Source organism: Cryobacterium sp. TMT1-62 (genome assembly GCF_004403145.1).
GTDB lineage: Bacteria > Actinomycetota > Actinomycetes > Actinomycetales > Microbacteriaceae > Cryobacterium > Cryobacterium sandaracinum.
The window spans coordinates 171,687-184,331 of the sequence record NZ_SOGZ01000004.1 but is presented as its reverse complement, the minus strand read 5'-3'; the positions used below and the strand labels follow the sequence as shown (position 1 = coordinate 184,331).

11 protein-coding genes are annotated in these 12,645 nt (G+C 65.9%); 3 read left to right on the top strand and 8 right to left on the bottom strand.

Features of this window, described 5'->3' with window-relative positions; all coding sequences use genetic code 11:
* Positions 1-276: 276 nt before the first annotated feature.
* Positions 277-2,160 (top strand): FAD-binding monooxygenase, encoded by a 1,884-nt coding sequence (locus E3T34_RS01755; protein WP_134341967.1) that lies wholly within the window; start codon positions 277-279, stop codon positions 2,158-2,160.
* Positions 2,161-2,260: 100 nt separating this feature from the next.
* Here E3T34_RS01755 and arfB read toward each other — a convergent pair whose 3' ends face one another.
* The 3 genes from arfB to E3T34_RS01740 all read right to left on the bottom strand — a co-directional run bounded on the left by arfB (position 2,261) and on the right by E3T34_RS01740 (position 5,513).
* On the bottom strand, positions 2,261-2,683 hold the full coding sequence (gene arfB / locus E3T34_RS01750; RefSeq protein WP_134341966.1) for an alternative ribosome rescue aminoacyl-tRNA hydrolase ArfB: 423 nt from the start codon (positions 2,681-2,683) through the stop codon (positions 2,261-2,263).
* A gap of 130 nt (positions 2,684-2,813) precedes the next feature.
* Complete coding sequence (locus E3T34_RS01745) at positions 2,814-4,391, bottom strand: HNH endonuclease signature motif containing protein (RefSeq protein ID WP_134341965.1); 1,578 nt, start codon at positions 4,389-4,391, stop codon at positions 2,814-2,816.
* 276 nt (positions 4,392-4,667) lie between these two features.
* On the bottom strand, positions 4,668-5,513 hold the full coding sequence (locus E3T34_RS01740) for a pseudouridine synthase (protein ID WP_241977312.1): 846 nt from the start codon (positions 5,511-5,513) through the stop codon (positions 4,668-4,670).
* A gap of 308 nt (positions 5,514-5,821) precedes the next feature.
* On the opposite strand from E3T34_RS01740, the gene nrdD reads away from it, so the two are divergent.
* Positions 5,822-8,059, top strand: coding sequence for an anaerobic ribonucleoside-triphosphate reductase (gene nrdD / locus E3T34_RS01735; protein WP_104101561.1), 2,238 nt, complete (start codon positions 5,822-5,824; stop codon positions 8,057-8,059).
* Complete coding sequence (nrdG, locus tag E3T34_RS01730) at positions 8,052-8,654, top strand: anaerobic ribonucleoside-triphosphate reductase activating protein (RefSeq protein ID WP_134341963.1); 603 nt, start codon at positions 8,052-8,054, stop codon at positions 8,652-8,654. The genes nrdD and nrdG overlap by 8 nt, the downstream gene beginning before the upstream one ends.
* Position 8,655: 1 nt before the next feature.
* Here nrdG and E3T34_RS01725 read toward each other — a convergent pair whose 3' ends face one another.
* The 5 genes from E3T34_RS01725 to E3T34_RS01705 form a co-directional block, all read right to left on the bottom strand.
* Entirely contained in the window at positions 8,656-9,432 is a 777-nt protein-coding gene (locus E3T34_RS01725; RefSeq protein WP_134341962.1) for an SCO1664 family protein, read from the bottom strand.
* Complete coding sequence (locus E3T34_RS01720; RefSeq protein WP_104101569.1) at positions 9,432-10,004, bottom strand: DUF3090 domain-containing protein; 573 nt, start codon at positions 10,002-10,004, stop codon at positions 9,432-9,434. Before E3T34_RS01720 ends, E3T34_RS01725 begins: the two co-directional genes overlap by 1 nt.
* A 9-nt stretch (positions 10,005-10,013) precedes the next feature.
* Positions 10,014-10,718 carry a histidine phosphatase family protein gene (locus E3T34_RS01715; RefSeq protein ID WP_134341961.1) on the bottom strand — a complete coding sequence of 235 codons (705 nt, stop codon included), beginning with the start codon at positions 10,716-10,718 and terminating at the stop codon, positions 10,014-10,016.
* 140 nt (positions 10,719-10,858) lie between these two features.
* Positions 10,859-11,884 carry a glycine betaine ABC transporter substrate-binding protein gene (locus E3T34_RS01710; protein ID WP_134341960.1) on the bottom strand — a complete coding sequence of 342 codons (1,026 nt, stop codon included), beginning with the start codon at positions 11,882-11,884 and terminating at the stop codon, positions 10,859-10,861.
* Positions 11,885-12,610: an ABC transporter permease gene (locus E3T34_RS01705; RefSeq protein ID WP_104101721.1), complete on the bottom strand. Its 726-nt coding sequence runs from the start codon at positions 12,608-12,610 to the stop codon at positions 11,885-11,887. It lies immediately after the preceding gene.
* Positions 12,611-12,645: the final 35 nt, after the last annotated feature.

Below are 12,645 nucleotides of genomic sequence, written 5' to 3'. Positions count from 1 at the left end.
ATCACCCGACGCCCTCATCGCCCTGGCCATGCTCAGCCTCGGCGGCCACAAACCCGCACTCCCCGGCCGGGATTAACCCACGGAAGCAGCAGGAGAGCCAGAATCTCCGTCGAATTGGTTCGCCGCCTCTCCTCTAGTCCTGGTCGGCCGGATGATATATGATCCGAGAAGCGATAATAGAACTTTGTGTTCGATTATCGAACACGTCAGGACATGCACGCTACGACAGTGACGTCCGATTCACCCACGCAGAGCCCACAAAGAAGTGAGGAAGCCGTGCAGTTTCACCACCACGGATACGTGTCCACCGATCCCCGCATCCAGGATGCCGCCGGGGTCGGCCTCAATCGCCCGGGCGAGCTCCCCGAGAACGTCGACGTTCTCATCGTCGGAACGGGCCCAGCCGGCATGATCACCGCCGCGCAGCTCTCCCAGTTCCCCGGTATCACGACCCGCATCGTCGAGCGCCGCGGTAAGCGCCTCGCAATCGGGCAAGCCGACGGCATCCAAGCCCGCAGCGTCGAGACCTTCCACGCGTTCGGTTTCGCGGAACGCATCATCGCCGAGGCCTACCGCATCACCGAAATGGCCTTCTGGACACCGGACCCCGCCGACGTGACCCGCATCATCCGTTCGGCCCGTGCCGTGGACGACCCCACCGGCATCAGCGAATTCCCGCACCTGATCGTCAACCAGGCGCGTGTTCTCGACTACTTCGCCGAAGTGATGGCGCACTCCCCCACGCGAATGGAGCCGGATTTCGGCTTCGACTTCCGCAGCCTGGAGAACACCGACGAGGGCGAGTATCCCGTCACGGTGACGCTCGTGCACACCACCGGGGAGAAGCAGGGCCAGGAACGCGTCGTGCACGCCAAGTACGTGGTGGGCGCCGACGGTGCCCGCAGCGCTGTGCGCGACTCGATCGGCTGTACGCTCGCCGGCGACCAGGCATTCCACGCCTGGGGCGTTATGGACGTGCTCGCGGTCACCGACTTCCCGGACATCCGCATGAAGTGCGCGATCCAGTCCGAATCCGGCGGCAACATCCTGCTCATCCCGCGCGAGGGCGGATACCTATTCCGCATGTATGTGGATCTCGGCGAGGTGGCCGCTGACGACAACGGGGCAGTGCGCACGACGACGATCGAGGAGATCATCGCGAAGGCCAACGGCATCCTCCACCCGTATACCCTCGACGTGAAGAATGTCGCCTGGCACAGCGTGTACGAGGTCGCCCATCGTCTCACCGATCGGTTCGACGACCTCCTCCCCCACGAGATCGGCACACGCACCCCGCGGGTGTTCATCACCGGGGACGCCTGCCACACGCATAGCGCCAAGGCCGGCCAGGGCATGAACGTGTCGATGCAGGACGGCTTCAACCTGGCCTGGAAACTCGGCTACGTGATCGAAGGCCGCAGCCCCGAATCCCTGCTCGGTACCTACTCTGCCGAGCGCCAGGTCATCGCAAAGAACCTGATCGATTTCGACAAGACCTGGTCGACCCTGATGGCGACGAAGTCGGAGGACCTGGAAGTTCCACTGGAGGAGTTCTATACGAAGACGGCCGAGTTCCCGTCGGGTTTCATGACGGAATACCCGCCGTCGATGCTGACCGGCGAGGCAACACACCAGCACCTCGCCACGGGATTCCCGCTCGGCAAGCGCTTTAAGTCCGCCCCGGTGGTGCGCGTCGGCGACGCCAACCCCGTGCAGCTCGGACACCACCACCGCGCCGACGGCCGGTGGCGCCTGTACGCGTTCGCGGATGCCGCTGTGTCCGGCGATGCCTCGGCGCTGACCGAGTGGGCCGAGTGGATTCGCACCTCACTAGAGTCGCCGCTGCTCGCGTACACCCCTACCGGGAGCGACATCGACAGTGTCTTCGACGTCAAAGTGGTCTACCAGCAAGAGCACACCGGGGTGGACATCGGCCGGGTTCCGGGCGTTTTCCTGCCGATAAGAGGACCCTTTGAGCTGATCGACTACGAAAAGCTCTATGCAACCGACCCGGCGCACGACATCTTCGAGCTGCGCGGGATCGACCGCGGCGGTGCCGTCGTGGTGGTGCGCCCGGACATGTATGTGGCCAACGTGCTGCCGCTGACCGCGACCGCTGAGCTCGCGGCGTTCTTCCGACAGATGTTGCTGGTGCGGTAGCCGCTCCTGCGTTAGCCGCTCCTGCGGACACCTCAGGCCGCGAGAGCGGGTGACTCGTCGCTTTGAGCTGCGCTGTTCGACGATTCACCCGCTCTCGCAGCTAGCCGGCGGACGGCCTCTGCCGCTGCTTCTTGGTGGCCGACCGCTGTTGCTTCGCGGCGAGGTGCCTTCGGCCCGAACCACGAGTGGGTTTGGTCGGCCGGCGGATGGGCGCATCGGGAGCCAGGCCCGTGGCCACGATGTCGGCGAGCTTCGCCAGAGCGAGCTCGCGGTTGCGCAGCTGGGAGCGCCGCTCGGACGCGGTCACGGTGATCGCCCCGTCGACGAGGCGTTTGGCGAGGCGGGCGAGCAGGCGCATCCGCTGGTCGTCGGAAAGCTTCTCCGACTCGGCAACGCTCCAGATGAGCTCGACGCGGCTGTCGGAGGTGTTCACGTGCTGGCCGCCCGGCCCTGACGACCGCGAGAACCGCCAGCCGAGTTCGCGCTCGGGAATAATCAGCGCGGGCGACACCTCCAGATCCATGTGACCAGCGTGACACGATCTTGGGGTTGGTGTCGGCTGGAGTGCTCCGGCGGCCAAGCAACACCGCGATCGCGCCTGTCGAACTGTGGGGGCACTGTGCGCCCGGGTGGTGGCGGACGAAGCCACGTTCTTAGGAGGCGGTGGTGACCCGATTTCGGGAACGCACGGTGACGCTGGTCGAGCCCGCCGAGACCGGTGAGCGGCTGGCCGGGTTCTCTCCCCCAGGCCGCCAGGTGCGGGTGGGGTCGTAGCAGTAGGGTGCCCTGACTTCGGGTGTGCCGCGGATCATGCGGATGTTCCAGCCGGAGGTGTCGATGCTGTGGTGGTGGTACCAGCAGAGGAGGACCCCGTTGGTGATCTTGGTTTTTCCGCCGCGGTACCAGGGGATCACGTGGTGTACTTCGCACCAGGCGGCGGGCACGGTGCAGCCGGGAATGATGCAGCCGCCGTCGCGGGCGCTGATGGCGCGGCGTTGGGCCCGGTTGAAGAAACGATTCTCGGTGCTGAGGCTGAGGACCTCGTTGTGCGGCCCGAACCGGATCTCCTGAAATCCGCCGGCGCAGAGCGCCTGCTTCACACTTGTCAGAGAGATCGGCGCTTCGACGCCGTCGATCCAACCCACCCCATGGTCGGCGGTAAGGTCGGCCTGGTTGACGTGGATCATGACGGTGGGGGCGGCGCCGCCCATGGTCGGGGTCCCCGCGTCACGGGTGGCGGCTTCGAACACACCACGGAGGATGTCGGCGCGTTTCTGACCACCGTTACGGTCGTCGCTGAGGGCCGCGGCCTCCGCCCCCGGGATCAGCTGCCCGGCCGCCATGCGCGCCTGTTCTTCTTCGGTCGGAAACTTGGGCGCCGCGTGGGCGGAGAGATACGTGTCGAAGATGGCGTTCATGATGCCGCGGAGCTCCGGCGTGACTCCGCCGCGGAGCGGGTAGAGACCGTCGCGGAAGAGCCCGAACCCGACAGCGCTGCGGGCCTCGGCGACGGGCTCGTTGGGGGCGGTGCCGTCGGGATCGAGGCGAGCCTGCCACTGCCCCGCCATGCCCCGCACCAGGTCCGCAGGAAACGCGAACCCCTCGCCGGGCAGGCCGCGGGTTTCGTCGGTGACGGCGCCGGTCGCACTGGCCACCAGGGCACGTTCGGCAGTGCCGAGGTCGTCGGGCGCGACCCGGGCCGCGACCTGGTCGAGGGCGGTGACGATGTTCTCGGCCGCGTCCACGCCGAGGTCCCCGGCGGTGAGGGCGTCCGCCACGGCCGGGTAGTAGGGCGGCAACATGCTGGTGCCCGCCCGGCGCGGGGTCACGTTCTCGCCCAGGCGCACCCGCCGGTTCGCCTCCCGGGAAGAGACGCTAGTCAGACGGGTGATCAGGTCGATGCCGCTGCTGGCCCCGTTCTTATACGCCAGGGACTCATGGCCCAGGATGCGGCGGGACCGCACCGAAATGTCAGCGGCGGAGGCAACCCTGGCCGCATCGACCCGACGGCCGAGGTCTTCAACCGTACCCAGCACCATCATCGCGTCCGCCTCACCCAGGAGGGAGAAGGACACCGAGTCCAGCACGGCCGCGGCCAGGTCACGGGCCTGCTGCAGCTGCTGCACGAGGGATGACTGTGCACGCGGTGCCTGCGCGAGGGGTGCCTGCGCGAGGGAAGGCACCGCCTGCGGTGAGGCGGTGGGGTGGTGCGGAGTGGGGACTCCAGCCATGCCTTAATAGTAGATGTGTACTAATAACAAGTCAAGAGGTTCTGAACGAGTATAGAAAATAATTCGGTCGGCGCGGTGCCGTGGTTGGCCGACCACGCGCATCCGTCGGTGCGCCCCTCAGGCACCGCGGGCTTCCTAACGAATTCGACGGAGATTTTACCGATTTCGAGCCCAAACGGATGTTCTGGGCCGGTTCTGAGCAAAATCTCCGTCGAATTCGTTCGGCCGGGGGCCGGCGGCGGATGCGTAACGATGGGTCGGGAGGTTGGGGCGCCTTCAGGCTGAGCCAGCAGCACCCCCAGCAACAGCAACAGCAACCTCAGCCTGCAGCGGAAGCGCCCGGACGCTCTCGAAGCGGCGCAACTCCCCGTCGATCGGATCGGTGAAGGTCACCTCGCTCGCCAGGAGCTGCAGCGGGCGGGTGAAATCGTCGAGTGCGACATCCTGAACGACCGGGTACACCGGGTCATCGATGATGGGGATCCCTAGGCCCAGCATGTGCATTCGCAGCTGATGGGTCTTTCCGGTGCGCGGCGTCAGCCGATAGACGCCCGTGTGCTGCAGAACGGTCTCCAGCTCGATCAGCGACTCGGCATTGGCCGGGTCGTCGGTCACCTCGGCTTGCCAGTGGCCGCGCCTGCTCCTGAGGTGGTTGCGCACGGTGACGGGCAAATCCAGATCCGGCCGCAGCGGGGCCAGCGCCCGGTAGGTCTTTTCGACCTCGCCGCGTTGGAACATCGATTGATACTCCCCACGCCAGCGCCGCTCCGTCGCCAGAACCACGAGGCCCGATGTCACCCGATCCAGGCGATGCAACGGCGAGAGCTCGGGAAGTCCCAACTCGGCGCGCAAGCGCACCACCACACTCTGTACAACGTGTCGGCCGCGCGGAATGGTCGAGAGAAAGGCCGGCTTGTCGATCACGACGAGTCGGGCATCCCGATGCACCACGTGGATGGTCCCGGGCACGACTGTCTCATCGGCGAGATCGCGATGAAACCAGACAAAGGTACGCGGGCCGTAGGGGTCGCTGCCCACGACCAGCGCGCCCGACTGATAGGCGAAGCGTTCCCCGGCCAGAAACCCGGCGACATCGACAAACTCGGCGAGTCGCTCGAGCAACCACGCACCCATGGTCGGCCACGGATGCGGCCCGGCCCGGCCCCCATCCGGCGTGCATACCCAGGCAGCGTCAAGCCCGTGGCGCTGTGGCAACGGGGAGGGCGGTGGCATTCACCGATCGTACGCCGCCCGGCAACCGCTCCACCAACTCGGAGACACCGGCGGCGAGCCGAAGCGCATGACTGCGAAACCCTACAGGTAGTATGTGAATCGCACCCCAACCACTAGATGTGGTTCTTTCGCCTGACTCAGCGTCCCGCCCGATTGCCGTGGGTACCGACCCAAGGAGATGGCAGCGCGTGCTGAAAATGGAAAATCCCGGCGCAGGAAACCTCACGACCGAGCATGCTCTGGGCGCGCTCATGGTGGCCAAACGGGACGGCCGCCTGCTCGCCTTCGACAACGCCCGCATCTACGCGGCACTGGCCAAGAGCTTCACCGAGGTGAACGGCGAGTTGACCCCGCTCACGCACCGCACCATCCGTGACCTGGTCGCTCGCGTCGACCGCGAGATCGCCTCGCGCTTCGCGGTCGACATCAAGATCTACGAGGTGCAGAACATCGTGGAACACGCCCTGCTGGACAGCAAGGAGTACGACGCCGCCGAGGCCTACATCAACTACCGCATCCAGCGGGACTTCGCCCGCAGCAAGGCCACCGACATCAACCACTCGATCATAAAACTGATCAGCAAAGACGAGTCGGTCGTCAACGAGAACGCCAACAAGGACAGCGACGTCTTCAACACCCAGCGCGACCTGACCGCCGGCGCGGTGGGCAAGGCCATCGGCCTGAAGATGCTGCCCCCGCACGTCGCCAACGCCCACCAGAAGGGCGACCTGCACTTCCACGACCTCGACTACCACCCCTACGCGCCGATGACGAACTGCTGCCTGATCGACTTCACGACGATGCTGAGCCAGGGCTTCCGAATCGGCAACGCCGACGTCAACCCGCCCCGGTCGATCCAGACGGCGACGGCCCAGATCTCGCAGATCATCGCCAACGTGTCGTCGAGCCAGTACGGCGGATGCTCGGGGAACCGCATCGACGAAGTTCTCGCCCCCTACGCCGAGAAGAACCTCGAAAAGCACCTGGTCGACGCAGGCAAGTGGATCGCGGATAAGTCGCAGCACCGGTCCTATGCCGAGGAGAAGACCCTCAAGGACATCTACGACGCGATGCAGAGCCTCGAATACGAGATCAACACCCTGTTCACCTCGAACGGGCAGACCCCCTTCACCTCCCTGGGCTTCGGCCTCGGCACCAGCTGGTTCGAGCGAGAAATCCAGAAGGCGATTCTACAGATCCGGATCGAGGGGCTCGGCAGTGAGAAGCGCACGGCAATTTTCCCGAAACTGATCTTCACCATCAAGCGCGGCCTCAACCTTGCACCGAACGACCCGAATTACGACATCAAGCAGCTTGCGCTGGAATGTTCCACCAAACGCATGTACCCCGACATCCTCAACTACGACAAGATCGTCGAACTCACCGGCAGCTTCAAGGTGCCGATGGGCTGCCGCTCGTTCCTGCAGGGCTGGACCGACGAGCAGGGCAACGACGTCTCCGAGGGTCGGATGAATCTCGGAGTCGTGACACTCAACCTGCCCCGGATCGCCCTCGAGGCCGCCGGTGACAAGGACAAGTTCTGGAGCATCCTTGCCGAACGGGTGAGCACGGCGCGCGACGCCCTGCTCTTCAGAATCGACCGGTGCAAGGAAGCGACCCCGGAGAACGCCCCGATCCTCTACATCTACGGCGCCTTCGGCCAACACCTGAATGCCGGTCAGCCCGTCGACACCCTCTTCAAGAACAAGCGCGCCACCGTTTCCCTCGGCTACATCGGCCTCTACGAGGTGGCCGCGGCCTTTTACGGCGGTGACTGGGAGTCCAATCCCGAGGCGAAGGACTTCACCGTCGAGATCCTGCGCACGCTCCATGGGCGCACCCAGGAGTGGAGCACCGAGTACGGCTACCAGTTCAGCGTGTACTCGACGCCGAGCGAGAGCCTGACCGACCGGTTCTGCCGACTCGACACCGCGAAGTTCGGCGCCGTGGCAAACCTCACCGACAAGGACTACTACACCAACAGCTTCCACTACGACGTGCGCAAGAGCCCGACGCCGTTCGAGAAGCTGGACTTCGAGAAGGTCTACCCGGCGTACTCCTCCGGCGGGTTCATCCACTACTGCGAATACCCGATCCTGCAGCAGAACCCCAAGGCACTCGAGGCGGTGTGGGACTACTCCTACGATCGCGTCGGCTATCTGGGCACCAACACTCCGATCGACCGGTGCTACGCCTGTGGCTTCTCGGGCGACTTCGACGCCACCCCGCGTGGGTTCGAGTGCCCCGAGTGCCACAACGCCGACCCGATGACCTGCGATGTCGTCAAGCGCACCTGTGGCTACCTCGGCAACCCGCAGGCCCGCCCGATGGTGCACGGCCGGCACACCGAGATCACCTCCCGGGTCAAGCACATGCCGGGCGCCACCGGCATCCGTGGGGCGGATGCCGCGGCATCCGTCGCCGTGGATGCGTAACCCCCGGCCCGGCGAGTGGCTGTCGGAGAAACTGAGCCAGCGGTACGTCGGCGACTACAAGCCCTTCGTCTTCGTCGACGGCGAGGGGGTGCGGTGCAGCCTGTACCTGTCCGGTTGCCTGTTCGCCTGTGAGGGCTGTTTCAACGAGGCCACCTGGAGTTTTCGCTACGGGCAGCCGTACACCCAGGAACTTGAGGATCGGATCCTGGCCGATCTCGGCCAGGAGTACGTACAGGGCCTCACCCTCCTCGGCGGGGAGCCGTTCCTCAACACAGGGGTGTGCCTGGCCCTCCTCGACCGCGTGCGCCGGGAGTTCGGCACGTCGAAGGATGTGTGGTGCTGGACCGGCTACACGTTCGAAGAACTGTTGCGGGAGAGTGCGGACAAGCTGGCCCTTCTCGGCACGATCGACGTTCTGGTCGACGGTCGGTTCGAACTGGCCAAACGCGACCTCAAACTGCAGTTCCGGGGCAGCAGCAACCAGCGGATCATCGACGTTCAGGAGTCCCTGGCCAGTGGACAGGTGACGCTGTGGGGCGGGCTCACGGACGCGACCGGCACCTTCGGACAGATCGAGAAACGGAACCTGATCTAGGTCAGAACAGCGGCCAGGGCACCGCGGGCATGTCGCCGCGCGGCGCCGGGAACCGCCCTTCAGAGCGCAACCGGTCGCAGCGTGCAGCCAGTGCGGCGATCTCGACGTCGGTGAGCAACCCGGTGAGGATGTCGCCGAGCTCGCCGGTCAGCTGCGCACTGATCCGGTCGATCCCGTCCAGCTCGTCGGCGATGAGCTCGTCGCCCAGCCAGCCCCAGAGCACGGTGCGCAACTTATGGTCGACGTGAAAGGTGAGGCCGTGGTCGATGCCGTGACGGTGCCCGTCCGGCATCGCCAGGATGTGGTCGCCCTTGCGATCGGCGTTGTTCACGATTATGTCGAACACGGCCATGCGTCGCATCGCGGCCGAGTCCTCATGGATGAGGGTCACCGCACGATTGTGCTCGTCCCGGCCGTCGAAGACGCGACGCCAGCCCGGGGTCGGCGCGGCTTCCCACGGGACGAGGTCGACGGCATCCTGATCGGGATCGGTATGCTGCCACAGCTGCACCATCCCCCGGCCCATCGGGCCACCCCGCAGCCAGGTCCGAGGCACGACGTTCCAGCCGAAGGCCTGCGAGACCAGGTAGGCCGCGGCCTCGCGGTTGGCGAGGTTGCCGTCGGGAAAGTCCCACAACGGATTCTCGCCGGCGATGGGCTTGTAGACCACCGTGAATCCGCCGATAGTGCCGAGGAAGGTCGCGTTCGAGGCCGTCGTGATGCGTCCCGTGAGCTCGAGCTCACCGTCGAGCTCACCGTCGAGGGCGGCATCGTGCATCAGGGGCTGCCGGGGAGGGTGCAGGTGTGTCCGTCGGCGTCGATGGGGTTGCCGCAGAGCGGGCAGAGGGGGCGGCCGGCCCCCACCACCTCGCGCGTGCGCTTGGCGAAGGCCCGGGCGGTACCGACGGGCATCCGTACCAGGAGCATCTCCGCCGGCTCCTGCATGATCGCGTCGAGCAGATCCTCGTCGGGCACGTCGTCACTGGCCGGATCGACTTCCACGAGCGGATAGGCCTCAAGCACGACCTGCACGGTCGAGGGGTCCCAGCCCAGGCTCATCCCGCCGGTGCGGAATTCCTCCGCGACGGGTTGATCCAGCGGCTCGTTGTCGACGAGTTCGACGGGGGTAGTGCTTGGGATGCTGAACGGGTTGCCCTCATGGCTCATCAGCTGGTCGAGCATCTCATCGATTTTCTCGGCGAGCAGCGCGGATTGTTGTTTCTCCAGGGCGATGCTCACAATCTGAGCTCCGGTGCGCACCTGCAGGTAGAACGTGCGAGAACCAGGCGGACCGACGGTGCCGATGACGACACGATCCGGCCAGGCAAACTCATGGACGATTGTGGGCATGTGGGTATTTTAGGCGACCGTTGTGTGCGGCGCCTGACCAGCCCCGCCACCCACCGGCGCGTCGGCCAGAGGGGCGCTGGCGCCGAGCCAGGCGAGGTCGCCGGCATCCGTGTTGATAGCGTGCACGCTCGGCCGGCTGGTGCCGAAGCGCACGATCGAAACGGATGCCGGACCCACGTTGATGCGCTGAAAGAGGTCGAGGTGCATGCCGAGCGCATCGGCCAGAACGGACTTGATGATGTCGCCGTGGCTGACCGCCACCCACACCGCGCCCGGACCGTGCTCGGCCTCGAACGCCGCATCGTGACGACGGATGGCCGCGACCGACCGGGCCTGCATGGTCGCCATCGACTCTCCGCCGGGAAAGATGACGGCCGACGGCTGAGACTGCACTGACGACCAGAGCTTCTCCTTGGCGAGATCGCCGAGGGCTTGGCCCTGCCACTCACCGTAATCGCACTCGGTGATGTCCTCCTCCACCGGCGTCACGAGCGAGCCGGCCTGCTGATCCAGGATGAACTGAGATGTCTGCCGGCAGCGCTCCAGAGGACTCGACACCACGCCGACCAGCGGCACCACGGCCAGGCGCTTGGCCGTGAGGGCGGCCTGGTCCTGCCCGATCTGGTCGAGCCGAACGCCGGCAGCGCGGCCGGCCAGCATTCCGGTGGCATTTGCGGTGGTGCGGCCGTGCCGCACGAGGATGACTGTGGCCATGGGTACAGCCTAGACAGGCAGGGTGGGAACGGAGCCCGGCCAGACGATCTGATGCTTGAGGAAGCCGGATGTCACGTCCCGTCCTCCAAGCTGACCGCCGACACCGTCCACGCGGTGCAGTCAGCTGGACTCTCCGTGACTCAGTCGGTCGGGTCGGTGATGAACCCCTCGTCGATCATCCAGGCATAGGCCACATCAGCGGGTTCCTTCCCGTCGACGTCAACCTGACGGTTCATGCCGCGCAGAACCTCGTCGGTGAGCTTGGGCGAAATCCGGGCGAAGATCTCTTCCAGGCCGGGGGTGGCCTCGATCGACTGGGTGAAGAAGACCGGCGCGACGTTGTACGCAGGGAAAAACGCGAGATCGTCGATCAGAACTGTGAGGTCGAGCGCGTCGAGTCGACCGTCGGTCGTGAAAACCTCGCCGAAGTTGCAGGCGCCGTCGTCGGTCGCGCTGTAGATCGCACCGGTGTCGTAGATTCCGATGTTGCCATTGGGCACCCCGTCAGCGGCGCCACGTTCGAGTCCGTAGTGGGCGAGCATGGGGTTCATGCCGTCCGGCCGGGAGTTGAATTCGGATTCGACGCAGAAAGTGCGATCCTCCACCGGCAACGCGGCGAGTTCGGACATGGTCGTGATGCCGCCGAGCTCGGCGACCGCCTCACTGCGCACAGCCAGGGCATAGGTGTTATTCATCGGGGCCGGTGCGCCCCAGGTGATGCCGTTCTGGATGTCGATGTCATACACGGCTTGCCACATTTTGTCTTGGTCGGCGATCGACTCATCCTGACCGAGGTAGGTCAGCCAGGCGGTTCCTGTGTATTCCCAGAGCATGTCGGCCTGACCAGAAAGAATCAGCTCGCGGGTCGGCTGGCTGCCGGGCAGATTGCTGAGGTCTGTGACGTCGAATCCCGCGGCGGTCCCGGCGAGCACCGCGATCTTGCCGAGCAGTAGCTGCTCCGTGAAGTTCTTGGACGTGACCGTGAGGTCGACGCCCTCGGCGCCCTCGAGCGGGGTGATCGACCCAGGTCCGACCGCGGGAACGTACGAGGTTGCCGGCTTCAGGCCGCAACCGGTCAGAGCGACTGCGGACAGGGTGAGGAGACCGGCTACCACCCCCCAGCGGCCGAGGGACGTGAGGCGGGTGCGAGAAGACGAGCGATACATCTAGAGTCCCTTCGGGCGGGCGATGTGTTCCACAACGCGGCCGACCCAGTCGATGAGCAGGGCGAGCAGAGCCACGAGCAGCGCTCCGGTGACGAGCACGGGGGTGAGGCTGAGATTGACGCCCGTAGTGATCAGGATGCCGAGTCCGCCGCCGTTGACGAACGTGGCCAGGGCCGCGGTGCCCACCAGCAGAACGAGAGCGGTGCGCACGCCCGACAGCATGACCGGAACGGCGAGCGGGAGCTCCACCCGAAACAATACGGCGGCGGAGCTCATGCCCATGCCTCGTCCGGCCTCGATGAGGCGGGCGTCGACCTGCTGCAGGCCCACCATGGTGTTGCGCAGCACCGGAAGCGCGGCGTAGAGCACGAGACTCAGCGTCGCGGCCCAGAAGCCGAAGCCGACCCAGAACGCGAGCAGCACGACGACGCCGATCGCGGGGGCCGCCTGACCAAAGTTGGCGATGGCGAGCACCGGAGCGGTCAGAAACCGCAAGGGTCTGCGGGTCAGGGCGATTCCCAAGGGAATCGCGATGACCAACACGATCACCGCGGCGAGCAGGGTGAGCTGGATGTGCTCCACCGTGTAGACCCAGAGCGCGCCAGGAGCGAGGGTGGTGAGCACGATCGGCGACAGGTTGGCCGTCAGCAGCCAGATCACGAGCGCCAGGAACGCGAGCAGGATGCCGGCCAGCTGGTAGACCAGTCCCCGCCAGGATCGCCACACCGTGCGCGCACGGCTGACCGGTACGCCGGTCGCAG